Annotated in this window: 27 protein-coding genes; 24 read left to right on the plus strand and 3 right to left on the minus strand. The window is 40.1% G+C overall.

Annotated features, from left to right (window positions below; translation table 11 throughout):
• Positions 1-428 precede the first annotated feature (428 nt).
• Positions 429-737: a hypothetical protein gene (locus M1G12_RS04365; protein WP_060805173.1), complete on the plus strand. Its 309-nt coding sequence runs from the start codon at positions 429-431 to the stop codon at positions 735-737.
• A 78-nt stretch (positions 738-815) separates the two neighbouring features.
• On the opposite strand, the gene M1G12_RS04370 is transcribed toward M1G12_RS04365, so the two are convergent.
• A complete protein-coding gene (locus tag M1G12_RS04370) occupies positions 816-1,175 on the minus strand; it encodes a DUF3397 family protein (RefSeq protein ID WP_004242853.1) in 360 nt (119 codons plus the stop codon).
• A 91-nt stretch (positions 1,176-1,266) separates the two neighbouring features.
• Between M1G12_RS04370 and mnmL the strand changes: the two genes are divergently transcribed.
• The 5 genes from mnmL to M1G12_RS04395 are packed head-to-tail and all read left to right on the plus strand — an operon-like array spanning position 1,267 to position 5,965.
• Positions 1,267-2,223 (plus strand): tRNA modification radical SAM protein MnmL/YtqA, encoded by a 957-nt coding sequence (mnmL, locus tag M1G12_RS04375; protein ID WP_025172881.1) that lies wholly within the window; start codon positions 1,267-1,269, stop codon positions 2,221-2,223.
• Positions 2,207-2,764: a tRNA 5-(aminomethyl)-2-thiouridylate-methyltransferase MnmM gene (gene mnmM, locus M1G12_RS04380; RefSeq protein WP_084925842.1), complete on the plus strand. Its 558-nt coding sequence runs from the start codon at positions 2,207-2,209 to the stop codon at positions 2,762-2,764. Before mnmL ends, mnmM begins: the two co-directional genes overlap by 17 nt.
• Entirely contained in the window at positions 2,757-3,011 is a 255-nt protein-coding gene (locus tag M1G12_RS04385; protein WP_020902458.1) for a hypothetical protein, read from the plus strand. The genes mnmM and M1G12_RS04385 overlap by 8 nt, the downstream gene beginning before the upstream one ends.
• Before the next feature lie 11 nt (positions 3,012-3,022).
• Positions 3,023-5,077, plus strand: a complete 2,055-nt coding sequence (locus M1G12_RS04390; RefSeq protein ID WP_084925840.1) for a cation:proton antiporter — start codon at positions 3,023-3,025, stop codon at positions 5,075-5,077.
• A gap of 27 nt (positions 5,078-5,104) precedes the next feature.
• Entirely contained in the window at positions 5,105-5,965 is an 861-nt protein-coding gene (locus M1G12_RS04395; RefSeq protein ID WP_020902460.1) for a YihY/virulence factor BrkB family protein, read from the plus strand.
• Positions 5,966-6,044: 79 nt separating this feature from the next.
• Here the strand turns inward: M1G12_RS04395 and queA are convergent, their stop codons facing one another.
• Complete coding sequence (gene queA, locus M1G12_RS04400; protein WP_004255765.1) at positions 6,045-7,073, minus strand: tRNA preQ1(34) S-adenosylmethionine ribosyltransferase-isomerase QueA; 1,029 nt, start codon at positions 7,071-7,073, stop codon at positions 6,045-6,047.
• 150 nt (positions 7,074-7,223) lie between these two features.
• Here queA and M1G12_RS04405 point away from each other — a divergent pair, with 150 nt between their 5' ends.
• The 10 genes from M1G12_RS04405 to M1G12_RS04450 all read left to right on the plus strand — a co-directional run bounded on the left by M1G12_RS04405 (position 7,224) and on the right by M1G12_RS04450 (position 14,349).
• Positions 7,224-7,931, plus strand: coding sequence for a glucosamine-6-phosphate deaminase (locus M1G12_RS04405; protein WP_084925838.1), 708 nt, complete (start codon positions 7,224-7,226; stop codon positions 7,929-7,931).
• A gap of 150 nt (positions 7,932-8,081) precedes the next feature.
• Entirely contained in the window at positions 8,082-8,258 is a 177-nt protein-coding gene (rpsU, locus tag M1G12_RS04410; RefSeq protein ID WP_000048054.1) for a 30S ribosomal protein S21, read from the plus strand.
• Between the two features lie 235 nt (positions 8,259-8,493).
• Positions 8,494-9,432, plus strand: coding sequence for an HPr(Ser) kinase/phosphatase (hprK, locus tag M1G12_RS04415; protein ID WP_192855369.1), 939 nt, complete (start codon positions 8,494-8,496; stop codon positions 9,430-9,432).
• Positions 9,425-10,213, plus strand: coding sequence for a prolipoprotein diacylglyceryl transferase (gene lgt, locus M1G12_RS04420; RefSeq protein WP_049499056.1), 789 nt, complete (start codon positions 9,425-9,427; stop codon positions 10,211-10,213). The genes hprK and lgt overlap by 8 nt, the downstream gene beginning before the upstream one ends.
• Positions 10,214-10,597: a DUF948 domain-containing protein gene (locus M1G12_RS04425; protein ID WP_000895040.1), complete on the plus strand. Its 384-nt coding sequence runs from the start codon at positions 10,214-10,216 to the stop codon at positions 10,595-10,597.
• Positions 10,598-10,612: 15 nt separating this feature from the next.
• Entirely contained in the window at positions 10,613-11,002 is a 390-nt protein-coding gene (locus tag M1G12_RS04430; RefSeq protein ID WP_004258510.1) for a YtxH domain-containing protein, read from the plus strand.
• Between the two features lie 83 nt (positions 11,003-11,085).
• On the plus strand, positions 11,086-12,216 hold the full coding sequence (gene hemW, locus M1G12_RS04435; protein ID WP_247949456.1) for a radical SAM family heme chaperone HemW: 1,131 nt from the start codon (positions 11,086-11,088) through the stop codon (positions 12,214-12,216).
• A gap of 4 nt (positions 12,217-12,220) precedes the next feature.
• Entirely contained in the window at positions 12,221-12,958 is a 738-nt protein-coding gene (locus M1G12_RS04440) for an acyl-[acyl-carrier-protein] thioesterase (protein WP_247949457.1), read from the plus strand.
• A gap of 10 nt (positions 12,959-12,968) precedes the next feature.
• Positions 12,969-13,742, plus strand: coding sequence for a TIGR01457 family HAD-type hydrolase (locus tag M1G12_RS04445; protein ID WP_247949458.1), 774 nt, complete (start codon positions 12,969-12,971; stop codon positions 13,740-13,742).
• Entirely contained in the window at positions 13,732-14,349 is a 618-nt protein-coding gene (locus M1G12_RS04450) for a TIGR01906 family membrane protein (protein ID WP_247949459.1), read from the plus strand. Before M1G12_RS04445 ends, M1G12_RS04450 begins: the two co-directional genes overlap by 11 nt.
• A 142-nt stretch (positions 14,350-14,491) precedes the next feature.
• On the opposite strand, the gene M1G12_RS04455 is transcribed toward M1G12_RS04450, so the two are convergent.
• On the minus strand, positions 14,492-15,391 hold the full coding sequence (locus M1G12_RS04455) for a helix-turn-helix domain-containing protein (RefSeq protein ID WP_247949460.1): 900 nt from the start codon (positions 15,389-15,391) through the stop codon (positions 14,492-14,494).
• 193 nt (positions 15,392-15,584) lie between these two features.
• On the opposite strand from M1G12_RS04455, the gene M1G12_RS04460 reads away from it, so the two are divergent.
• The 8 genes from M1G12_RS04460 (at position 15,585) to M1G12_RS04495 (ending at position 23,361) form a co-directional block, all read left to right on the plus strand.
• Complete coding sequence (locus tag M1G12_RS04460; RefSeq protein WP_247949461.1) at positions 15,585-16,646, plus strand: endo-beta-N-acetylglucosaminidase; 1,062 nt, start codon at positions 15,585-15,587, stop codon at positions 16,644-16,646.
• Between the two features lie 19 nt (positions 16,647-16,665).
• The gene (locus M1G12_RS10005; RefSeq protein WP_474104180.1) at positions 16,666-17,766 is read left to right on the plus strand and encodes a hypothetical protein; all 1,101 of its coding nucleotides are present in this window, start codon (positions 16,666-16,668) and stop codon (positions 17,764-17,766) included.
• A gap of 130 nt (positions 17,767-17,896) precedes the next feature.
• On the plus strand, positions 17,897-18,823 hold the full coding sequence (locus tag M1G12_RS04470; RefSeq protein ID WP_247949462.1) for a hypothetical protein: 927 nt from the start codon (positions 17,897-17,899) through the stop codon (positions 18,821-18,823).
• Between the two features lie 15 nt (positions 18,824-18,838).
• The gene (locus M1G12_RS04475) at positions 18,839-20,377 is read left to right on the plus strand and encodes a DUF6287 domain-containing protein (RefSeq protein ID WP_247949463.1); all 1,539 of its coding nucleotides are present in this window, start codon (positions 18,839-18,841) and stop codon (positions 20,375-20,377) included.
• A gap of 236 nt (positions 20,378-20,613) precedes the next feature.
• Entirely contained in the window at positions 20,614-21,015 is a 402-nt protein-coding gene (locus tag M1G12_RS04480; protein WP_000631254.1) for a Spx/MgsR family RNA polymerase-binding regulatory protein, read from the plus strand.
• Positions 21,015-21,293 (plus strand): UPF0223 family protein, encoded by a 279-nt coding sequence (locus tag M1G12_RS04485; RefSeq protein WP_001041974.1) that lies wholly within the window; start codon positions 21,015-21,017, stop codon positions 21,291-21,293. The genes M1G12_RS04480 and M1G12_RS04485 overlap by 1 nt, the downstream gene beginning before the upstream one ends.
• On the plus strand, positions 21,283-22,056 hold the full coding sequence (locus M1G12_RS04490; RefSeq protein WP_237446991.1) for an inositol monophosphatase family protein: 774 nt from the start codon (positions 21,283-21,285) through the stop codon (positions 22,054-22,056). The genes M1G12_RS04485 and M1G12_RS04490 overlap by 11 nt, the downstream gene beginning before the upstream one ends.
• Complete coding sequence (locus M1G12_RS04495; protein ID WP_247949464.1) at positions 22,057-23,361, plus strand: RsmF rRNA methyltransferase first C-terminal domain-containing protein; 1,305 nt, start codon at positions 22,057-22,059, stop codon at positions 23,359-23,361.
• The last annotated feature ends 209 nt before the right edge of the window (positions 23,362-23,570 follow it).

The raw sequence follows: 23,570 nt of genomic DNA on the forward strand, positions 1-23,570 counted from the left end.
TTTTGTGAAAATAGCCATCTATAACTCAATTATTTAGTTTACTTTACTATTGATACTCTTTTCGGCTTTATTAATGGACTTAGTTTTGATAACTAATGAATTGATTGAAAGGGTTAGTATTGACAATATTGGTCATATTAATTAGAAAATAGAGTCTATCAAAATTTAAAGGTTAATGGAGGTGATGAGACAATTTCAAGGAATTAAGTAGCGTTTGGTTGCTTAATTCCTTTTTATTTGGAAGGAAGTTTTTCACCTGATTCCTTATTTTATCGCTATTATTCAACCACTTAGACCGATATAGAGACCAGATAGGCAAAAGAACTTGTTCTTGAAACTGACCTCTGCTATAATGATTTGTGTAAAGGACGTGAGGGGGGCAGTATTAGACAACTCAAGTTCCTAAAAACGAAATTGGAGATAAAGAAATGAAAAAATTATTGGGGATTGTATTTTTAGTAGCAGCAGCGACAGTAGTGTATTTTGGTTCTGTTGGCTGGCCAAGTTTGGACATTAACCTCTGGTCATTGATTCCGGTAGGCTTGTTCCTCTTTTTCACTCTAGAGAATCTTTTGAAAAAGGATTACAAGGCTAGTCTGATGTGTTTGATTATTGCCTTTATTATTGCGAATGCAATTTTGGACCTGTTGCCAATTTCAAGTGGCTTGGTGATTGGAGCAGGTGTGCTAGCTTGTGTAGGTATTGGCTATCTATTTCCTGATAAAGAGAGTAAATAGAAATTATTGAAAAAGATATAAAGAAAAACACTTCAATCACTGTATTTAGTTTGATTGAGGTGTTTTCGATTTAGTTTTTTATTTCTGAGCCATCAATTCAACAATCATCTCGATATACATGACAAGGGTTAATAAGAATCCAGCACGCCAGAAGAATTTGATGAATTTAGGATAGTAAAAGCTACGTTTTTTCAAAAGAAAGAAAAAAACGAGAATAATGGCTAGGAGTGAGAGGGCTAGGCCCAGTCTAGGGAGGAAATTATGGGTAAAGGTTTTAGCTGTAATCAGGTAATACTCAAATACCAAGACTGGAAAGGCCAAATCCGCAAAGTTTCGTCCTAGTTTTTTTAATCTAAAAAGTTTGGTTATGATAATGCAGACGACTAAGGTCAGTATCAATAATAAAATAGATGCTAATTTCATTAAAATCATACCCATATTGTATCATAAAAAATGGCTAATGGAAACGAGAAACAGAGGAATTTATAGGAAAGTCAGGCTTTTGAGATTGTGGGTGATTTTTGTTATAATGAAGGTTATGAAATCTTATAATACCTTGAATGATTATTATCGAAAACTCTTTGGAGAAAAGACTTTTAAAGTCCCTATTGATGCGGGATTTGACTGTCCCAATCGTGATGGAACTGTGGCTCATGGGGGCTGTACTTTTTGTACGGTTTCAGGTTCTGGAGATGCTATCGTAGCACCGGATGCACCCATCCGTGAGCAATTTTATAAGGAAATTGACTTTATGCACCGCAAGTGGCCAGATGTTCAGAAGTATCTGGTTTATTTTCAAAATTTTACCAACACCCATGAAAAGGTTGAAGTTATTCGAGAGCGCTATGAGCAGGCTATCAACGAGCCAGGTGTGGTAGGAATCAATATTGGAACGCGCCCAGACTGTTTACCCGACGAAACCATCGAATATTTGGCTGAGTTGTCGAAACGCATGCATGTGACGGTTGAATTGGGCTTGCAGACCACTTATGAGGCAACCTCTGATCTGATTAACCGTGCCCACTCCTATGAATTGTACGTGGAGACGGTCAAGCGTTTGAGAAAATATCCCAAGATTGAGATTGTTTCTCATTTGATCAACGGACTTCCTGGTGAAACCCATGAGATGATGATTGAAAATGTCCGCCGTTGTGTCACGGATAACGATATTCAAGGGATTAAACTGCACTTGCTTCACCTGATGACCAATACTCGTATGCAACGGGACTACCACGAGGGACGTTTGCAACTGATGAGTCAGGACGAATATGTCAAGGTCATCTGTGACCAACTGGAAATCATTCCCAAGCATATCGTCATCCATCGAATCACAGGAGATGCACCTAGAGATATGCTGATTGGGCCTATGTGGAGCCTCAATAAGTGGGAAGTGCTCAACAGCATTGAGATGGAGATGCGACGTCGTGGAAGTATTCAAGGATGCAAGGCTGTAAAACAGGAGTTTGAAAATGAAAAGACCACTTGAGATGGCACATGATTTTTTGGTTGAGGTAGTGACAAAAGAGGATATCGTAGTGGATGCGACCATGGGTAATGGTCATGACACGATTTTTTTAGCGAAACTAGCTAAGCAAGTCTATGCCTTTGATATTCAGGAGCAAGCCTTGGAAAAGACCCAAGAGCGTTTGGACCAAGCTGGAATGACAAATGCCCAGTTAATCTTGCAAGGTCACGAGACACTGGACCAGTTTGTGACAGAAGCCAAGGCAGGGATTTTTAATCTGGGCTATTTGCCATCAGCTGATAAATCCGTCATTACCCGACCTCAGACAACGATTGAAGCATTAGAAAAGCTGTGTCATTTGCTTGTCAAAGGTGGACGGATTGCTATCATGATCTATTATGGTCATGAAGGAGGCGATCTAGAGAGGGATGCTGTCTTGGATTTTGTCAGCCAGTTGAACCAACAAGAGTACACAGCTGCCATTTACCGAACCCTGAACCAAGTCAACAACCCACCGTTTTTAGTGATGATTGAAAAATTAGAGAGATATAGACATGGATAAACAATACCTACGTGAAAAGCTGGATGCCATGCGCCAGAATTTTGTTGAATCAACCCACCACGAACGAGCAGTAGGTGTGTTAGACCAAGCGCATATGAGCAAAAAAATGCTTAAAATCAAGAAAAAATTAGTTGCTCTTGAAATGGAACGGTGCCAGAGAAAAATTGAGCACAAGGATTGTTCCAAGATTGATCAAAAAATCAAAGAGCAGAAGGAGATATTTGAATCCTGTTGTAAAAAAAATTAAGGAGGAAGTCCGTGGAATTACTGATTTACCTCATCCTATTTTTACTAGTCTTGATTGTCTCGAGTACAACCAATAAGCTCCTGCCCTTTTTGCCTCTACCTTTGGTGCAAATTCTTTTGGGAATTGTGATTGGTCTCTTTTTACCCAATACCGACTTTCACCTCAATACAGAGTTGTTTTTGGCACTGGTTATTGGGCCCTTGCTTTTCCGAGAGTCGGAGGAAGCAGATATTACGGCTATTGTAAAACACTGGCGAATCATTGTTTATCTCATATTTCCAGTGATTTTCATCTCGACCCTGAGTTTGGGTGGCTTGGCCCATCTGCTTTGGCTCAGTCTTCCCTTGGCGGCTTGCTTGGCTGTTGGGGCGGCACTTGGCCCTACGGATTTGGTGGCCTTTGCCTCTCTTTCTGAGCGCTTTAGCTTTCCTAAGCGTGTCTCCAATATCCTTAAAGGTGAAGGACTTTTGAATGATGCTTCTGGCTTGGTTGCCTTTCAGGTAGCTTTGACAGCTTGGACAACTGGAGCCTTTTCCCTTGGGCAAGCGAGTAGTTCGCTCATCTTTTCAATCCTAGGCGGTTTTTTAATTGGCTTTTTAACAGCCATGACCAACCGTTTCCTCCATAGCTTCTTACTTAGTGTACGAGCAACGGATATTGCTAGTGAACTTTTATTAGAATTGAGTTTGCCTCTGGTGACCTTCTTTCTGGCAGAAGAAGTCCATGTTTCAGGGATTATTGCCGTTGTAGTTGCTGGAATTTTGAAGGCAAGCCGCTTTAAGAAAATCACGCTTCTCGAGGCCCAAGTGGATACAGTGACCGAGACGGTCTGGCATACAGTGACCTTTATGCTCAACGGTTCTGTCTTTGTTATTTTGGGAATGGAGTTGGAAATGATAGCAGAGCCTATCTTGACCAATCCAATCTATAATCCACTACTCTTACTGGTATCTCTTGTTGCCCTTACTTTTGTCCTCTTTGCCATTCGTTTTGTCATGATTTATGGCTATTATGCCTACAGGACTCGACGCCTCAAGAAAAAGTTAAATAAGTATATGAAGGACATGCTTCTTTTGACTTTTTCGGGTGTCAAGGGAACGGTGTCGATTGCTACGATCCTTCTGATACCAAGTAATCTAGAACAGGAGTATCCTCTCTTGCTTTTCCTTGTCGCAGGTGTGACGCTTGTAAGCTTTTTAACAGGCCTCGTAGTCTTGCCTCATCTTTCTGATGAACAGGAAGAAAGTAAGGACTATCTCATGCATATTGGCATTTTGAATGAAGTAACGATAGAGTTGGAAAAAGAGTTGGAAGATACCAGAAATAAGCTCCCCCTCTATGCAGCCATTGACAATTACCATGGACGAATAGAGAATCTTATCTTGAGTCAAGAAAATAAGGGGGCTCAAGAAGACTGGGAGGCCTTGAAACTTCTTATCCTCAGTATTGAAAGTGATGGTTTAGAACAGGCTTACGAAGAAGGCAAGATGAGTGAGCGTGCTTATCGAGTCTACCAACGTTACTTGAAAAACATGGAGCAAAGTATCAATCGTAAGTTTGCTTCACGTTTGACCTATTATTTCCTTGTTTCCTTGCGGATTTTACGTTTTCTCCTTCACGAAGTCTTTACCTTTGGCAAGACCTTCCGCAGTTGGAAAAATGAAGAATCACAGAAACTCAGAGCCCTTGACTATGATCAAATTGCAGAGCTCTATCTAGAAAATACAGAGATGATTATCGAAAGTCTGGAGAACCTAAAAGGGGTTTATAAGAGTTCTTTGATCAGTTTCATGCAGGATTCTCGTCTCAGAGAAACAGCTATTATCACCAGTGGTGCCTTTGTCGAACGGGTTATCAATCGTGTCAAACCCAACAATATCGATGAAATGCTGAGAGGCTATTATCTGGAGCGCAAGTTGATTTTCGAATACGAAGAAAAACGATTGATTACGACCAAGTATGCCAAGAAGTTACGACAAAATGTAAATAACCTAGAGAACTATTCCTTGAAGGAAGCTGCCAATACCCTGCCTTATGATATGATGGAATTGGTAAGAAGAAATTAATCAAGATTATAAGTGAAGGAGTATGATATGAAGAAGTGGTGGAAAGAGCTGATAGATAAGCCCTTATTAAAAGCTTTTTTGCATTATTATCAAGCATCAGATAGTGAGTTAACCAGTGTCGCAGTAGCCTACTATTGGTTGATTTCGATTTTTCCCCTGCTTTTGGTGGTAGTTAATATCCTCCCATATTTTCAGATTCCAGTTTCTAATTTTTTAAAGGTTGTCAATGAATTCTTGCCGGATACCATGTATGATGTGGTCGCAAAGATCATTACAGAAGTGCTGACCCAACCGTCAACGGGTTTATTGAGTTTTGCGGTTTTGTCAGCCCTCTGGACCTTTTCAAAATCTATGAATTTCCTGCAGAAAGCCTTTAATAAAGCTTACGGAGTATCAAAAAATCGTGGAATGATTTCCCATCAACTCATGAGTTTGTTTGTCAGTTTTGGCTTGCAGATTCTCTTTGCTTTAGCTCTGTTTTTGAGTGTCTTTGGCCGTATGCTCCTCAACCTTGTCAAAAGCTATTGGAAATCGGATAGTCCTCTTTTTGATTATCTGCAAGACCTAACAGGCCCTTTGGTCTATGCCTTGATTTTTGCCATCCTGGTCATGCTCTACTATTTTCTACCCAATGTTAAGGTGCGAAGGATTCGCTCTGTATTGCCAGGTAGTGCCTTTGTCTTGTTGACCCTGGTCTTACTACTCAATATCTTTTCAGTCTATGTTAACAATTATGTCAATCACCTAGTGGACGTGCGTTTTTTCAGTTCCGTCGTCGTGGTGGTCATGATGTTCTGGTTTATTCTCATCGCTAAGATTTTGATTATCGGCGCGGTGATCAATGCCAGTGTCCAGAGCTTGAAAGATACGAGCTTTAGAATAAATTAACTCATTTTTTATCCATTACAAAACGCATACTATCAGGCTTTATAAAACCTTGATAATATGCGTTTTTTGATTATATAAATTAATAGATAAACATGGCATCGCCAAAACTGAAGAAGCGGTAGTGTTCTTGAATGGCATGGTGATAAGCGTCTAAGACTAATTCACGGCCGGCAAAGGCAGAAACCAACATGACCAGAGTTGATTTTGGCAGGTGGAAGTTGGTTGAGAAGGCATCCACGACCTTCCACTCATACCCAGGTTTGATAAAGATATTGGTCCAGCCAGAATCTGCTTGGATTTGCCCATCAAACTTGGAACCAATAGTCTCCAAAGTGCGGATAGAAGTGGTTCCGACAGCGATGACACGGCCTCCATTTTCCTTGACAGATCGAAGGGTGGCAGCAGCTTCCTCAGAAAGCTGGTAGAATTCTGAGTGCATTTCGTGTTCGTCCAGATTGTCAACTGAAACGGGTCTAAAGGTTCCTAGTCCGACATGAAGAGTCAGATAGACTAGATGAACACCCTTAGCTTGGATTTCTGCTAGCAGTTCTTTAGTGAAGTGTAGTCCAGCAGTTGGTGCTGCAGCAGAGCCACTTTCCTTGGCGTAAACAGTTTGATAGCGTTCACGGTCATCCAGTTTTTCATGGATATAAGGCGGTAGAGGCATTTCACCCAGACTTTCCAAAACTTCTAGGAAAATTCCTTGGTACTCAAAGCGGACAATACGACCACCGTGGGTCAATTCTTCCGTAACGACAGCGCTGAGGCGACCATCACCAAAGCTGACACGAGTACCAATCTTGAGGCGTTTGGCAGGTTTAGCCAGAACTTCCCACTCATCTCCAGCAGTATTTTTGAGCAGGAGAAGTTCCACATGGCCTCCAGTTTCTTCCTTTTGACCATAGAGGCGGGCTGGGAGAACGCGGGTGTCGTTCATGACAAGGGCATCACCAGGTTCCAGCATATCAATAATAGAGTGGAAGTGTTTATCCTGCATTTCTCCCGTCTCACGGTTGACGATGAGGAGTTTAGAGGCGTCCCGTTTTTCAAGGGGCGTTTGGGCAATCAATTCCTCAGGTAAGTGGAAATCAAAATCAGCTGTATTCATATATCTGTTCATTCTTTCTAAGTTCTAATCTTATCCATTATAACATGTTTCAAGTTTGGACGCTCTTTTTTTGAAAATTAAATCGTTTTCACTTGACAAAAATTGGTCTATACCATATAATAAATATAGATTGAAACGGAGGATAAAAAGATGAAAGTTATTAAAGTTGAAAACCAAATCGAGGGTGGAAAAGTTGCTTTTGAGATTTTGAAGGAAAAATTGGCCAATGGAGCTCAAACCCTAGGACTTGCTACAGGAAGTAGCCCACTTGAATTTTACAAGGAAATTGTTGAGAGTGACCTTGATTTTTCAAATTTAACCAGTGTCAACCTTGATGAGTATGTAGGACTTGATGGAGATAATCCACAGTCTTACCGTTACTTCATGCAAGAAAACTTGTTTAACCAAAAACCATTTAAAGAAAGTTTCTTGCCTCGTGGGGTTAAGGACAATGCTGAAGCTGAAGTTGAACGCTACAACCAAATTTTGGCTGACCATCCAGTGGACCTTCAAATCTTGGGAATCGGTCGCAATGGACATATCGGCTTTAATGAGCCTGGTACTCCATTTGACAGTCAAACACATCTAGTAGAACTTGACCAGTCTACTATCGAAGCCAATGCGCGCTTCTTTGACAAGATTGAAGATGTTCCAACCCAAGCCATTTCAATGGGGATTAAAAATATCTTGGATGCCAAGTCAATCCTTCTCTTTGCCTACGGTGAATCAAAAGCAGAAGCCATTGCTGGAACAGTGTCTGGCCTAGTGACTGAGAATCTACCTGCAAGTAGCCTACAAAACCACCCAGATGTGACCATCATCGCAGATGCTGAAGCGCTCAGCCTACTTGAAAAATAAAAAACGAAACCCTTCAGTTTCTTCTATCTGAGTGCTTTAAACTCTTGTATAAATGGCAAAAAAATCAAAATTAAACCGGATTTTTTCTTGACAATTATTCCTTTTACGTGTAAAATAGAATAGATCTTGAACTTGAAGGGAGTGAAAAAAATGTCTAAAACAGTAGTACGTAAGAATGAATCTCTTGACGACGCACTTCGTCGTTTCAAACGTGCGGTTACTAAAGCTGGTACTCTTCAAGAAACACGCAAACGTGAATTCTATGAAAAACCTTCTGTAAAACGTAAACGTAAATCAGAAGCAGCTCGTAAACGTAAAAAATTCTAATTAGAAATGAAAGGCTGGAGAAATCTAGTCTTTTTTCTTTTAATACTCTTCGAAAATCTCTTCAAACCATGTCAACGTCGCCTTGCCGTACTCAAGTACAGCCTGCGGCTAGTTTCCTAGTTTGCTCTTTGATTTTCATTGAGTATAAATAAATACTTCAAAGCCTGCAAAAATCTGAAACTTCTAAGGACAATTTGATATAATAGTAAAAAGAACTCGATTGAAGGAGGAAATGATGTCGGTTTTAGTAAAAGAAGTGATTGAAAAGCTCAGACTAGACATTGTCTATGGCGAACCAGAATTACTTGAAAAGGAAATTAATACCGCGGACATTACGCGACCTGGTCTTGAAATGACGGGCTATTTTGACTATTATACGCCTGAGCGAATCCAACTCTTGGGAATGAAGGAGTGGTCCTATCTCGTTTCGATGTCCTCTCACAACCGTTACCAAGTCTTGAAAAAAATGTTTCTACCTGAGACACCTGCGGTCATTGTTGCTCGTGGTTTGGTGGTTCCAGAGGAGATGCTAAAGGCAGCCAGAGAATGTAAGATTGCCATTTTAACCAGCCGTACGGCAACCAGTCGTTTATCTGGAGAGTTATCTAGTTATCTGGATTCACGTTTAGCAGAACGGACCAGTGTGCACGGTGTCTTGATGGATATCTATGGAATGGGTGTCTTGATTCAAGGTGATAGTGGCATCGGTAAGAGTGAGACAGGTCTAGAGCTTGTCAAACGTGGTCACCGCTTGGTAGCCGATGATCGTGTCGATATCTTTGCCAAGGATGAGATTACTCTTTGGGGTGAACCAGCTGAAATCTTGAGACACCTGATTGAAATTCGTGGGGTTGGGATTATCGATGTCATGAGCCTCTACGGTGCGAGTGCCGTCAAGGATTCTTCACAAGTCCAGCTGGCTGTTTATTTGGAAAATTACGATACACATAAAACTTTTGATCGTCTTGGAAACAATGCAGAGGAAATAGAAATTTCTGGCGTAGCCATTCCTCGTATCCGCATTCCAGTGAAAACAGGTCGGAATATCTCTGTCGTGATTGAGGCTGCTGCCATGAATTATCGTGCCAAGGAAATGGGCTTTGATGCGACGCGTTTGTTCGAAGAACGTTTGACCAATCTTATTGCTCAAAATGAGGAGGTGCCTCATGCTTGATCCAATTGCTATTCATCTAGGTCCTCTAGCCATTCGTTGGTATGCTTTGTGTATTGTGACAGGTTTGATTCTTGCGGTTTATCTGACTATGAAAGAAGCGCCTAGAAAGAAAATCATACCAGACGATATTTTAGATTTTATCTTGATAGCCTTTCCTCTGGCTATTTTAGGAGCTCGTCTCTATTATGTTATTTTCCGTTTTGATTACTATAGTCAGAACTTGGGAGAAATTTTTGCCATTTGGAATGGTGGTTTGGCTATTTACGGTGGTTTGATAACTGGGGCTATTGTACTCTATATCTTTGCTGATCGTAAACTCATCAATACTTGGGATTTCCTAGATATTGCGGCGCCTAGCGTCATGATTGCCCAAAGTTTGGGTCGCTGGGGCAATTTCTTTAACCAAGAAGCCTATGGTGCAGCAGTGGATAATCTGGATTATCTACCTGGCTTTATTCGTGACCAGATGTATATTGAGGGGAGCTACCGTCAACCGACCTTCCTTTATGAGTCTCTATGGAATCTACTTGGATTTACTTTAATTTTGATATTCAGACGAAAATGGAAGAGCCTTAGACGAGGTCATATCACTGCCTTTTACTTGATTTGGTATGGTTTCGGTCGTATGGTCATCGAAGGTATGCGGACAGATAGTCTCATGTTCTTTGGTCTTCGAGTGTCTCAATGGCTATCAGTTGTCCTTATCGGTCTTGGTATTTTTATCATTCTATATCAAAATCGAAAGAAGGCCCCTTACTATATTTCAGAGGAGGAAAACTAAATGTTAGAAGTTGCATATATTCTTGTAGCCCTTGCTTTGATTGTATTTTTAGTGTATTTAATCATTACTGTACAAAAGCTTGGACGTGTTATCGATGAAACAGAGAAGACGATTAAAACCTTGACTTCAGATGTGGATGTGACCTTGCATCATACCAATGAATTGCTGGCTAAGGTCAATGTCTTGGCAGATGATATTAATGTCAAGGTAGCAACGATTGATCCACTCTTTAGTGCTGTTGCAGATTTATCTCTATCTGTTTCCGACCTCAATGACCATGCGCGTGTCTTGAGCAAGAAAGCTTCATCAGCTGGATCAAAAACACTCAAGACTGGTGCAAGTCTGTCAGCTCTTCGTCTTGCAAGTAAATTTTTCAAAAAATAAAAAAGGAGAATTCTTATGGGTAAACTATCCTCAATCCTTTTAGGAACCGTTTCAGGTGCAGCTCTTGCCTTGTTTTTAACAAGCGACAAGGGCAAACAAGTTTGCAGTCAGGCTCAAGATTTTCTAGATGATTTGAGAGAAGATCCGGAGTATGCCAAGGAGCAGGTCTGTGAAAAACTAACAGAAGTTAAGGAGCAGGCTACAGATTTTGTTCTGAAAACCAAAGAACAGGTTGAGTCAGGTGAAATCACTGTGGACAGTGTCCTTGCTCAAGCCAAATCATGTGCTCGTCAAGCGACAGAAGCATCAAAAAATCAATTCAATAATCTCAAGGAGCAATGGCAAGAAAAGGCCGAAACTCTTGATGAATCAGAAGAGATTGTTATTGACATAACAGAAGAATAAACCATCACCATCTCTGGACGGACTATGTATCTGGGGATGGTGATTTTTTTCTCGTAGCCTGTCTTTGTGGTATAATAAGTACTATGCAGAAGAAACCAACGTCAGCCTATGTGCACATCCCATTTTGTACCCAGATTTGTTATTATTGTGACTTTTCAAAAGTTTTTATCAAGAATCAGCCGGTAGATAGTTATTTGGAGCATCTGTTAGAAGAGTTTCAATCTTATGATATTCAAAAGTTGAGAACCCTCTATATCGGTGGTGGCACACCGACAGCTTTGTCAGCTTCTCAACTGGAGGTGTTATTGAAGGGCTTGACTAAAAACTTGGACTTGTCTGTCTTAGAAGAGTTGACCATTGAAGCCAATCCAGGCGACTTGGATGCGAATAAGATAGCTGTTTTGAAGAACTCGGCTGTCAATCGTGTTTCGCTAGGTGTGCAGACCTTTGACGACAAGATGCTGAAAAAGATTGGGCGCAGTCATTTGGAGAAGGATATTTATGAAAATATCGACCGCCTGAAACTGGCTGGTTTTGACAATATCTCTATCGACTTGATTTATGCACTGCCAGGTCAGACTATGGAGCAAGTAAAGGAAAATGTGGCTAAGGCCATTGGACTGGATATTCCCCATATGAGTTTGTATAGCTTGATTTTAGAAAATCATACAGTCTTTATGAACCGGATGCGACGAGGAAAATTGCCTCTGCCTAAGGAGGAACTGGAAGCTGAGATGTTTGAGTACATCATTGCAGAGCTTGAGCGAGCAGGCTTTGAGCATTATGAGATTTCCAATTTCTCCAAACCCGGTTTTGAAAGTCGCCACAATCTCATGTACTGGGACAATGCTGAATACTATGGCATCGGTGCTGGGGCATCTGGTTATGTAAATGGAGTACGCTATAAAAACCACGGTCCCATTCGCCATTATCTTAATGCGGTTGAGGAAGGCAATGCGCGTATCACAGAAGAACACCTGAGCCAAAAAGAGCAAATGGAAGAAGAAATGTTCCTGGGGCTTCGCAAGAAATCAGGGGTCTCTATGGCGCGATTTGAAGAAAAATTTGGACGGTCTTTCGATGGACTTTATGGAGAAACTGTCAGAGACTTGGTTCAACAGGGTCTCATGCAAATAGAGGGTGACCGAGTGCGCATGACAAAGAGAGGTCTCTTTTTAGGAGACACCGTAGCAGAACGATTTATTTTGGAGTAGGATGATGGGCTTAACTTATCAAATGAAAATGAAAATTCCTTTTGATATGGCTGATATGAACGGTCATATCAAGCTTCCAGATGTGATTTTACTATCCCTACAAGTTTCAGGGATGCAGTCTATTGAGTTGGGAGTTAGTGATAAGACTATTTTGGAAGACTATAATCTGGTCTGGATTATCACAGATTATGATATTGAGGTGGCACGTTTGCCTCACTTTGCGGAAGAAATCACAATCGAAACGGAAGCTCTGAGCTATAATCGACTATTTTGCTATCGTCGCTTTACCATTTATGATCAAGCAGGTCAGGACCTTATCCACATGATGGCGACCTTTGTTCTCATGGATCGAGATAGTCGAAAAGTCCATGCTGTTGAACCTGAGATTGTAGCTCCTTACCAGTCTGATTTTGATAAAAAGCTCATCCGTGGGCCAAAGTATGAGTCCTTGAACGAACCAATCAGCAAGGATTACCATGTCCGTTTTTACGATTTGGATATGAATGGTCATGTCAATAACAGTAAATACCTGGACTGGATTTTTGAGGTCATGGGAGCGAACTTTTTGACTCACTACATTCCCAAGAAAATCAACCTCAAGTATGTCAAGGAAGTCCGACCAGGTGGGGTGATTACATCGGCTGTTGAACGGTCTGAACTGGAAAGCAAACATGAGATTACAAGCGACGGGGCTACCAATGCACAAGCTATCATCACTTGGCAAGAAATGAAGAAGGATTAGGGAGAAATAGATGAAATATAAAGGCTATTTAATTGATTTAGACGGAACCATTTATAAGGGGAAGAATCGAATTCCGGCAGGAGAAGCTTTTGTCCATGAATTGCAAAAGCGGGATATCCCCTATCTCTTTGTAACCAACAATACAACCCGCACTCCAGAGAGTGTTCAGGAGATGTTGGCTCAGAATTTTAATATCGATACGCCCCTATCGACTGTCTACACAGCGACTTTGGCAACGATCGACTATATGAACGACTTGGGGCTTGAAAAGACGGTCTATGTCATCGGAGAAGCAGGGCTCAAGGAAGCCATCAAGGCGGCTGGTTATGTGGAAGACAAGGATAATCCTGCCTATGTGGTAGTAGGTCTGGACTGGCAAGTCGACTATGAAAAATTTGCCACAGCAACTCTTGCCATTCAAAAGGGTGCTCACTTTATCGGAACCAACCCTGACCTCAACATCCCGACAGAGCGTGGTCTTTTGCCAGGTGCTGGTTCACTGATTACCCTTCTTGAAGTGGCAACACGAGTGAAGCCTGTTTATATCGGAAAACCAAATGCCATCATTATGGACAAGGCGGTTGAGCACTTAGGTTTGGAACGTGAAGAATTAATCATGGTCGGGGATAACTACCTAACTGATATTCGAGCTGGGATTGACAATGGCATTCCAACGCTCTTGGTGACGACAGGTTTTACCAAGGCAGAAGAAGTAGCAGACCTACCAATCGCACCGACTCATGTAGTTTCTAGCCTTGCGGAGTGGGATTTTGATGAAAACTAAACTGATCTTTTGGGGCTCTATGCTCTTTCTCCTCTCCCTCTCAATCCTTTTGACCATTTATTTGGCTTGGATTTTTTATCCGCTGGAAATTCAGTGGCTGAATTTAACAGATCGGGTCTATTTAAAACCAGAAACCATTCAGTACAACTTTCATATCTTGATGAATTATCTGACCAATCCATTTAGTCAGGTCTTGCAGATGCCAGATTTTCGTTCGTCAACAGCTGGATTACACCATTTTGCGGTGGTGAAGAATCTCTTTCACTTTGTTCAGCTAGTAGCTTTAGTGACACTGCCAAGTTTTTACGTCTTTGTCAAAGGGATTGTGAAAAAGGGCTTCTTGTCTCTATTTAGTAAAGGGTTTTTGGCTCTAGTGGTTTTGCCTTTACTGATTGGGATTGGGGGAGTTTTGATTGGTTTTGACCAATTCTTTACTCTTTTCCATCAAATTCTCTTTGTGGGAGATGATACCTGGCTTTTTGATCCAGCCAAGGATCCAGTGATTCTGATTTTGCCAGAGACCTTCTTCCTGCATGCCTTCCTCCTCTTTTTCGCCCTTTATGAAAGCTCCTTTGGCTTTCTTTATCTGAAAAGTCGTAGGAAGTGAGATTTTCGATGTAGATTCATCATAAAAAACAGCCGAAATGGCCACAATTGGTTCCTAACTGCAGCTATATCGGCTGTTTTTCTAACTTCTTCCCTGTTTATCTAATCTGCCTCTACCTGCCAGTAGCAACTCAGCCCAGAGTTTATGACCAATCAATTCCAGTTTTATTGAGCATTTTGACTTGTTGATAGAAGATGTCTCTCAATTGAGAAATAGTTTGGTCCAGGAAAAGACCATTCAGACTGTCCAGATAGGCTAAAATCTGACTTGCCAGTTCTATTCCCTCCTTCTTATCTTGTCTGAGCAAATTATAACATTCTTGCATTTTAATTTGAATAAATGCTTCTTGCAATACTCCTTTTAGGGAATGTAATTCCTTAATTCTATATACATCAATTTTGTCCACTAAATTTTGGGCAAGTTGGTAATGCCCATTTCGAGAATAGGTTCGGATGATGGTTAAGAGTGTCGATAGAAGCATTCGTTTTTGTATGAAATCAACAAATGTTTCTTTTAGCAAAGCAAGAGCTGTTTTTGCAATTTGTTGAAGTGTTTCTGTAGGAAAGTCAAAATAGTGAATTAAAGCATTAAACACGCTATAATCCTGTGCAAGCCAGTAGTTTAGATGAAATAAGGTATTCTTAGTCCGATTGAGGATAGTCCAATCTTCTTTCGTTAAATTCTCTTTCTTCCTAGGTATTTCTAAAGATTGGATATAGAACAAATCACTGAAATAGGTATCAAATCCTAATGCTTTACTCAATTCTACAACCTTAGTTGGTGTTGTGAATCTAGTTTTTTCAAATTCGGGAAATTTAGGATCTTGATATTGATAACGCATCATCAACATTGTCATATCATTGGCATCATAGATTTTGAGATTTTCTAGGATTTTGAAGTAAGTATCCACCTTGATGGTCGTGATGCCTTTTTCAAATTTACTGAGGTTGTTGGGACTAATGGCTGTGCCAGCAGCTTCTTTTAGAGTAAAGCCCCTCTCCTCCCGGATTTGTTTGATAATTTCACCAAAGTTTATTTCCATTTTACTAATCTCCTTGTGGTTTTACTTTATTATACACTATTTCAAGAAGATAAGAGAAAAAACTACAAAAAGATACGATTTTGAGAAGATTTGTAAGGGATTTTTGTAAAAATCCATTTTTTTCGTCGTTTTTCTTCACGAGTGGGAAAAATCTGCTATACTCTTGGGGAATAAGATTTAAAGGAGTTTGTCTATGAAATTCAAACCAGTTTTGTTTGCTAGTTTAGCAGTAGCAGCGCTAGGAGCTGCGACAGTTCTTGATACAGAAGGAAGATTGCTCTTCTCACCACAAATTGTTCATGCAAGTTCGAGTGATATCGTAGGGATTAAAAACCATGATGTGAAAATCACACTAAAACAGCATCCTACATTAGAAAAGCTGGATATCACGGCTACAATTGATTCTTTGCCAAGAAGATCACCCCTTTTTGACACTAAAAGTTTTTTTGGTTTTTTTAAAAATGTTCAGACAGGTCAGCTTCATCAATATATTCTACCGAATATGTCGTTTAGTTCTTATGAATTGTCATCTACGAGAGAGTTTTATTGGAACAATAATAAATTGATATTTTTAGCAGATGGGGATTACTGGATTGTATATTCTGGTACATTACAGGACATAAATGATGGTTCTCCTCGCTATGAACACCGCTACTATGGCCAGTCTGAGGTTGTGACGATTAAAGATCTTAAAATTGTCAGCATTGGTGGGCAAGGACAAGCTGCAGCCCAGCCACAAAGCTCTCAAGCTCAAACACCTGCTACACCTAGCAGCTCAGCTTCTGGAAAAAATGGCTGGTCTGGTAACTCTTACTACCAAAATGGCAACAAGGTCTATAGCAAGTGGATTTATGATAACCAATATAAGTCTTACTTCTATATCGATGCTGCGGGTAACTATGTCCAAAATGCTTGGGTGGGCAATTACTACCTCAAATCTGGCGGTTATATGGCACAAAATGAGTGGGTATATGACAAAAACTATGGAGCTTATTACTATTTGACTGGTGAAGGAAGCTATGCTCGCAATGCTTGGGTCGGTAACTATTACCTCAAATCTAATGGTAAGATGGCCAAGAGTGAATGGATTTATGACAGAAATTATAGAGCCTACTATTACTTAACAGGTGAAGGTAATTATGCACGTAATACTTGGATTGGTGACTATTATCTTAAATCTAATGGTAAGATGGCCGTTAGTGAACGAACTCCAGATGGCTATCGAGTAGATGGTTCAGGTAAATGGATTCGCTAGTAGGAGCAGATGGTAAGTTATGATGAAAATGAAAACAGTATTAGTCTCGGCCTTGTCTATTTTAGTCGTAGGCTCTACAGCTCTCGTTAACGTTCAGGAAGTAATGGCTGACACTCCTAACATTGCTAAATCCGACTATGATCCTTCTAAAGTTAAGAATTTAAAAGTACAGATGAATTTGAGTCAAGATACAAGTTCGGGAAAATTAAAGATCACAGCTAGTATTGATACCTTCCCAGAAGGAATGAATGAAATTTCTATTCCCTTTTTCTTGTTTAATGTAAAAACTCAAGTGACTGAAAAATTTCCTGGATTAGCCGATGCTATTTTTACGCCTAGTCAACCAAGCGTGACAAGGGAATACGATATGAACCAGGAGAATTTGAATGCCTTTACGGATGGAGAATATCGAATTGTTTTGAGAGATTGGAAACAGCCTCCGTATGGATATTATCGTTATTATGGTCACACTGACATTGTTACTATCCACGACCATAAAATGGTTGGAACAGGAAGTCATATTAATCAGGCCAAAAATGGTTGGTTCGGTAATTCATACTATAAAAATGGAGTTAAAGCAAGAAACGAATATATTCGCAGTTCTGATAGAAGAGGAGTATATTATGTAGATTCGGATGGTAACTTGGTTGAAAATAAATGGTTTGGGAATTTCTACTTTAAACCTGGTGGTTTAATGGCACAGCAAGAGTGGATTTACGATAAAAATTATGGGGCTTGGTACTATATATTAGCTCAATCAGGATATGTAAAAAATGGTTGGATTGGAAATTACTACCTCAAATCTGATGGTAAAATGGCTCAGAGCGAGTGGATCTATGATAGTTACTATAAATCATATTATTATTTAACATCGAATGGAAGTTATGCTCGAAACGCTTGGATTGGAAATTACTATCTCAAATCGAATGGTAAAATGGCCAAGAGCGAGTGGATTTATGACAGAAATTATGGAGCTTATTATTACTTAACTAGTGAAGGTAGCCATGCCCGCAATACTTGGGTAGGCGATTACTATCTTAAAGCTAATGGTAAGATGGCTGTTAATGAACGTACACCAGATGGTTACCGTGTAGATGGCTCAGGTAAATGGATTCGCTAGTAAGTTACTGGCTGAAATAAATCCAAGAGAGTATAATCTGTATGAGAAAAGGAATCCTTTTAGGAAAGTATCTTAAAAGGATTTCTCTGTGTTCATAATTGAAAATAAAATGAGAAGTGAGATAGAGAAAATGAAAAAGTCTCCACTGGTTACAATAAAATCTAGATTAGATTTTATTTATTTAGCTTATGCTATTAGTTTGGGATTGATTATTTTGTTTAGTTTTATGGGAGTAATGGTTGATGAAGTAAATAATCCTTTAAATATTTATGGTTGGATTAGGGGTATTTTAAATGCAAATCTCTTTTTAGCAGTCTCGTTATTAGAACTTGTGTTTGTATTGAAAAGAAAAGAGAAAACCTTGATTGTCCTTAGGATTTTAAATAGTTTATGGTTGTTTAAGATGCTTCTAGACGTTGTAAAAGGAGTTGTCCAAAGTCAAATCGCAGCTACAAGCTATAATGTTTTTGCTGGAATTGTTCAGTTTACCTCTGGCTTTTTATCAGGCTGGTCTCCTACGATGGAAAGAGCCAACTCAGCTGACATGTTGAATGGATACTATCTTATTTTGTATTCAGCATTTTTTAGCTTAATTCTTCTTGTAGTTTATTGTTTCTTTAAGTATATAAAAAAGGAAAAACTAACCTTTGAGTTTCATCTTTCATTTTTGTCAGTAGAGGATATCAAGAAATCCTATGCTAAAAATAAACTCTTAACAATTGCTTCTATCAGTATATTTTCATCGCAATTTTTGTATTTTTATAGTTTATCTGGTACAATTAATAAAACTGTATCACCCTTTACCTACCATGCCATCTTGGCTTTTATTATTCTTGCTTTAGCCGTTTTAGTTGTATCCTCTATTGCAAGGGGAGAAGAAAGAAGATTGGATACATATATCATCACCTTGTTAGCAACATTTATTGTCTATAATCCAATATACATTTTTCAACATGGTCGTCCTGGTTTAGGTTATATTGTCTACATTTTTGGATGGGTCTTATTCATCTATTATTTGGTGGATAAAAAATGGATACAATCAGAAAGGAATCATTGAGAAGATTTGAAAAAGATGAAAAAGTATTTACGATATAGTATCGTTTTCCTAGTTGCTTTGCTTTTTTTAGGAGCTTGTGGAAAGAAGGAAGAATCCTCTTCAGAGGTAATGGATCAGATTGATATTGCGAATTCTCTTGAAAAAGACAATTTTGATGAGTGGTATCGTTCTTTTGGAACAATTGAACATTTGTCAGGTGAGATGCCCCTATTTGGAACCATTGATCTTGGTTATAATGGTCAGGCCATTATTGTGAGAGATGGGAAAGAGATGTTGCATGGCCGTGATCGTGGTGGAATGATGAAAGGTCAACATACGATTAAAAAGTATGAGGGGGATACAAAAGTCACGACTATTGATTACGAACTCGACAAGACCTATGTTGTTGGAAAGACGTATTCTAAAACAACAGTTCTACCAGAAGTTGAGGTTTCGCTATCTATATCTCAGGAAGAGATTGACCGCATCGAAACAGACTTTAAAGATCAGTCCTATACTTTTTATGGCTACAAGGACCCTAACGGTTATCTGATTTTGACAGATGGTAAAGAGGACAAACCAACAGTCTATCTTTACAAGCTGGAGCAACCCATGGAATTGAAAGTCACTGCTGAAAAGGCTGCGGTACGTAAGGAACCTCTCTATGATTCAGAAGTGATTACTGAACTCAGCAAGGATCAAAGAATAACTGCATCTAATTCAGTTGCTGGAGAGAGAAAAGATCGAGGTCATATTTGGTACCAAATTGATGTAGAGGGGCAAACTGGTTTTATACTGCAAGCGGATATTATTGATCCAAAAACAAATCATTATCCCACCAATATGATCGCTACGAGACGTCCATTTAAGGAACCAGAAATCTTGAATGGAAATCTGCATCTAATAGCAGATACCTGGGTTAATGCTGCGGGTGAAGAAATCACTATCAAACCAGATGGCAGTATGAGTAACGGAGATCGCTTGCAGATAGGATCTGAGACAATAGATATACCTGTACTGATTGTTGGAAGAACAGAAGAAGGTGTCCTTGTTTATCCGGCTAATTCACCTAGCGATCCTCATGGTGGTCGGTCAGATAGTAGTAAGGATCGGATAGCCTTCTCAAACAAGCCAATTATTTCATCAGATAAGTTTTTCTACAGAAAATCAGATGGTGTAACAACTTTTGATAATACAAGCTCTAAGAATGGTACTGATAAGGAAACAAGTCAGAGTTCAAGTCGTGAACCTGTAGTGGGAAATCCATATGTTCAACATCCTCAAAAGGATGAAATGTCTCTGGTAGCAGGTAGTTGGTCGACAACTGGTTCAAAACCTAAAAACTTGATTATTCACGATTCTGGTTTAGTCAATGAATATGAACGAATCTTTTTGTCCAAGAACCAGGAAGGAGCCGTTGGAAAGCGATTTGAGATTGGAATACGGGCAACAACGCCTGTACTCTTTATACCAGCTGGAACGCCTCACGGTGCGTCAGATTCATCCAAAGATCGCCTGTTTTATGAAGAATTTGGGAAATCAGACAGGGCTGAAGATTATTACTATCGAGATTAGAAGATATATTCAAAAGGAAAAGAATGTCGCAAGATTGTGGCATTCTTTTTTGTGAACCCCATACTTCACTATATAGCTCCCCAAGAATGAATTAATCAAATCCAAAAAGAGTTAATCGTTCGCAAACAGTCTATTTTTCTTGAAAAAATAGGCTTTTTTTTTCTAAAAATCCCTAGTCAAGCGCTTTATTTTTTTGTATAATAGAAGTAGCAAAGTATAGATAAGAAGAGAAAAGCATGATTACACTATTTCTATCACCGAGCTGTACTTCATGTCGTAAGGCGAAGGCCTGGTTAGAAAAACATAAGGTGCCCTTTGAGGAACACAATATTATGACCAGTCCTTTAACAAGAAAAGAATTGCAACACATCCTTTCCTTGACCGAAAATGGTACTGATGACATCATTTCAACTCGTTCAAAAATTTTTCAAAAATTAGATATTGATGTAGAAAGTATTTCGGTATCGGAATTGCTTCATTTGATTGAGCAGTATCCTAGTCTTTTGCGTCGTCCCATTATTATTGATGCCAAACGCATGCAGATCGGGTTTAATGAAGATGAGATTCGTGCTTTTCTCCCTCGTAGTTACCGTAAGCAAGAACTAAAAGAAGCAAGAATGAGAGCTGGTATTAGTTAATGAACAAACAGTATAGTTACCCACTAGATTTGTCGTGGAGCACTGAAGAACTTGCTTCAGTGCTTTCTTTTTTTAATGATGTTGAAGCTGCCTATGAAGGCAAGGTAGAGGCTAAAAAGTTACTGGACTCCTATAAGGGATTCAAGGCGGTTGTGCCAAGCAAGAGTGAAGAGAAACGTTTGGGACGAGAATTTGAAACAGTTAGTGGCTATTCGCTTTACCGAGCAGTTCAGGCTGCTAAGGAAAAAGGGGAAGGAAAGATTTCTCTTGGAAAGTAAATTTGAATTTGCTAAAGAGCTAATTAAGAAAGCAGGCCAGTACATCCTTGACCATATGCAGGAAGATTTGTGTGTTGAAACCAAGTCCTCTCCAACCGATTTGGTGACCAGACTGGACAAGGAAGTTCAGGAGCTCTTGGTTGGTGAGATTTTGTCCCGTTATCCTGAGGATAAGATTTGTGCTGAAGAAGGTTGTCTGCGAGCCTCGGTTCAAGAGGGCAAGGTTTGGGTCATTGATCCAATTGATGGTACCAATAACTTTGTAGCCCAGCAGGAAGATTTTGCTGTTATGATGGCTTATTTTGAAAATGGTCAGGGGCAGTTTGGCCTCATTTATGATGTGGTCAAAGGGGATTGTTATCACGGTGGTGGTAAGTTTCCAGTATGCCGAAATGATCAGCTCCTAGCTCCCTTTAAAGCAAAACCACTTGGAGATTTTCTCATTGCAGGGAATAGTGGCATGCTGGAAACCAACGAATGGGGTTTGGCCGATTTGAGTCGAGCAGTCCTTGGTGTTCGTGTCTATGGGAGTGCGGCCATTAGTTTTGCCAAGATTTTGTCAGGGCGTTTGTTGACCTATGTCACTTATCTGCAACCATGGGATTATGCTGCAGCTAGTATTTTAGGAGAAAGTCTGGGCTATCGAGTTGTGACCCTATCTGGTGAAACGCTTGATTTTCAAACCAGACAGCCGGTCATGATGGTGCCTCTTGAGATGCAGGAGGAAATTCAGTCCTATATTTACGAAAGGAAAAGAACTTAAATGCAATTTCCAGAAGGATTTGTTGAAAAATATGAAAAGATACTAGGAGATGAGGCAAGAGATTTTCTTGCCTCTTTTGGGGAGGAAGCGGTTTCGGCCTTTCGGGTGAATCCTTTAAAAGAAATACCAATTTCCTTTCCTGATGCTATTCCTCAAACCCCTTGGGGCCACTATGGGAAGATTTCAGGGAAATCGCCTGAGCATGCTACAGGTTTGGTTTACTCGCAAGAACCCGCTGCTCAAATGGTAGCGCAGGTAGCCCAGCCTAGTCCTGGTATGAAGGTCTTGGATTTGGCTGCTGCACCGGGTGGCAAATCAACCCAACTGGCAGCCTATCTAGCAGGGGAGGGTCTTCTCGTCTCCAATGAAATTTCAAGCAAACGGGCTAAGATTTTAGTAGAAAACATGGAGCGCTTTGGAGCGACAAATGTTGTGGTGACCAATGAATCTGCTGACCGCTTGGCCAAGGTCTTTAAAGGCTATTTTGACCTCATTGTCCTAGATGCCCCTTGCTCAGGGGAAGGGATGTTCCGTAAGCAACCAGATGCTATGGACTATTGGAGCTTAGATTACCCGAGTCAATGCGCTAGCTTGCAAAGAGAAATTCTGGCAGATGCAGTAACCATGCTGGCAGAGGGAGGTCATCTGGTTTATTCGACTTGTACCTGGTCACCTGAGGAAAACGAAGAGATTGTTAATTGGCTGCTGGAAGAGTATGATTTTGACTTGCTACCAGTAGAGCATATCAATGGAATGGTAGCTGGTATTGACTTGCCAGAAACGGCTCGGATGTACCCTCATCATTTTAAGGGAGAGGGTCAGTTTGTGGCCCATTTACAATTTAAGGGTGACAATCCAGCTCCTAAATTTAAGGCAAGTAAGAGCAATCTAAGTCGTGAACAGCTCACCTTGTGGCAGGAATTTGCGCAAAAACACTTGAAGGTCAATCTAAGAGGAATCTTGCAGACTTTTGGTGACCAACTCTATCTCTTGCCAGAACTCTTGCCAGATTTAGGGAAACTCAAGATTGCTCGCAATGGACTGCATCTGGGCACTTTTAAGAAGAAACGTTTTGAACCCAGTTTTGCTCTTGGTCTAGCCTTGAAACCGAGTCAGGTTAAACAGTCGGTTGGAATTGACCAAGAAGGGTTTGTAAAGTATGTTGCTGGCGAAACTGTTCAGCTGGCGGAAAGTCTGCCAAATGGTTGGTACCAAGTTTTGGTTCAAGGCAATGGGTTGGGCTTTGCTAAGGTGACTGGAAATGTTTTGAAAAATTATTTTCCAAAAGGCCTAAGATTCAAGTGAAAATGCTAGTCAAAGTAGCTTGTCTATGTTATAGTGGAAGTATGGATTTTTTTCAAATTGTCTTTCATTTTAAGTCAAAATTGGTGGAGAAGGTAACTGAGTAAATTACTAGTAAAACCAAGCTAGCAACTTCAGTTGGCTCCCAATTTTCAAAAGAAAAACATAAATAAATAGTTGAAAAAATTCACAGCATTCACCATTATTTTCAA

The organism is Streptococcus mitis, from assembly GCF_023110375.1.
In the GTDB taxonomy this organism is placed as follows: Bacteria; Bacillota; Bacilli; order Lactobacillales; family Streptococcaceae; genus Streptococcus; species Streptococcus mitis_CI.

Coding starts and splice junctions, on each gene's coding strand:
- M1G12_RS04365 (WP_060805173.1), top strand. CDS start 429: ATGAAAAAATTATTGGGGATTGTATTTTTAGTAGCAGCAGCGACAGTA.
- M1G12_RS04370 (WP_004242853.1), bottom strand. CDS start 1,175: ATGGGTATGATTTTAATGAAATTAGCATCTATTTTATTATTGATACTG.
- mnmL (WP_025172881.1), top strand. CDS start 1,267: ATGAAGGTTATGAAATCTTATAATACCTTGAATGATTATTATCGAAAA.
- mnmM (WP_084925842.1), top strand. CDS start 2,207: ATGAAAAGACCACTTGAGATGGCACATGATTTTTTGGTTGAGGTAGTG.
- M1G12_RS04385 (WP_020902458.1), top strand. CDS start 2,757: ATGGATAAACAATACCTACGTGAAAAGCTGGATGCCATGCGCCAGAAT.
- M1G12_RS04395 (WP_020902460.1), top strand. CDS start 5,105: ATGAAGAAGTGGTGGAAAGAGCTGATAGATAAGCCCTTATTAAAAGCT.
- queA (WP_004255765.1), bottom strand. CDS start 7,073: ATGAATACAGCTGATTTTGATTTCCACTTACCTGAGGAATTGATTGCC.
- M1G12_RS04405 (WP_084925838.1), top strand. CDS start 7,224: ATGAAAGTTATTAAAGTTGAAAACCAAATCGAGGGTGGAAAAGTTGCT.
- rpsU (WP_000048054.1), top strand. CDS start 8,082: ATGTCTAAAACAGTAGTACGTAAGAATGAATCTCTTGACGACGCACTT.
- hprK (WP_192855369.1), top strand. CDS start 8,494: ATGTCGGTTTTAGTAAAAGAAGTGATTGAAAAGCTCAGACTAGACATT.
- lgt (WP_049499056.1), top strand. CDS start 9,425: ATGCTTGATCCAATTGCTATTCATCTAGGTCCTCTAGCCATTCGTTGG.
- M1G12_RS04425 (WP_000895040.1), top strand. CDS start 10,214: ATGTTAGAAGTTGCATATATTCTTGTAGCCCTTGCTTTGATTGTATTT.
- M1G12_RS04430 (WP_004258510.1), top strand. CDS start 10,613: ATGGGTAAACTATCCTCAATCCTTTTAGGAACCGTTTCAGGTGCAGCT.
- hemW (WP_247949456.1), top strand. CDS start 11,086: ATGCAGAAGAAACCAACGTCAGCCTATGTGCACATCCCATTTTGTACC.
- M1G12_RS04440 (WP_247949457.1), top strand. CDS start 12,221: ATGGGCTTAACTTATCAAATGAAAATGAAAATTCCTTTTGATATGGCT.
- M1G12_RS04445 (WP_247949458.1), top strand. CDS start 12,969: ATGAAATATAAAGGCTATTTAATTGATTTAGACGGAACCATTTATAAG.
- M1G12_RS04450 (WP_247949459.1), top strand. CDS start 13,732: ATGAAAACTAAACTGATCTTTTGGGGCTCTATGCTCTTTCTCCTCTCC.
- M1G12_RS04455 (WP_247949460.1), bottom strand. CDS start 15,391: ATGGAAATAAACTTTGGTGAAATTATCAAACAAATCCGGGAGGAGAGG.
- M1G12_RS04460 (WP_247949461.1), top strand. CDS start 15,585: ATGAAATTCAAACCAGTTTTGTTTGCTAGTTTAGCAGTAGCAGCGCTA.
- M1G12_RS10005 (WP_474104180.1), top strand. CDS start 16,666: ATGATGAAAATGAAAACAGTATTAGTCTCGGCCTTGTCTATTTTAGTC.
- M1G12_RS04470 (WP_247949462.1), top strand. CDS start 17,897: ATGAAAAAGTCTCCACTGGTTACAATAAAATCTAGATTAGATTTTATT.
- M1G12_RS04475 (WP_247949463.1), top strand. CDS start 18,839: ATGAAAAAGTATTTACGATATAGTATCGTTTTCCTAGTTGCTTTGCTT.
- M1G12_RS04480 (WP_000631254.1), top strand. CDS start 20,614: ATGATTACACTATTTCTATCACCGAGCTGTACTTCATGTCGTAAGGCG.
- M1G12_RS04485 (WP_001041974.1), top strand. CDS start 21,015: ATGAACAAACAGTATAGTTACCCACTAGATTTGTCGTGGAGCACTGAA.
- M1G12_RS04495 (WP_247949464.1), top strand. CDS start 22,057: ATGCAATTTCCAGAAGGATTTGTTGAAAAATATGAAAAGATACTAGGA.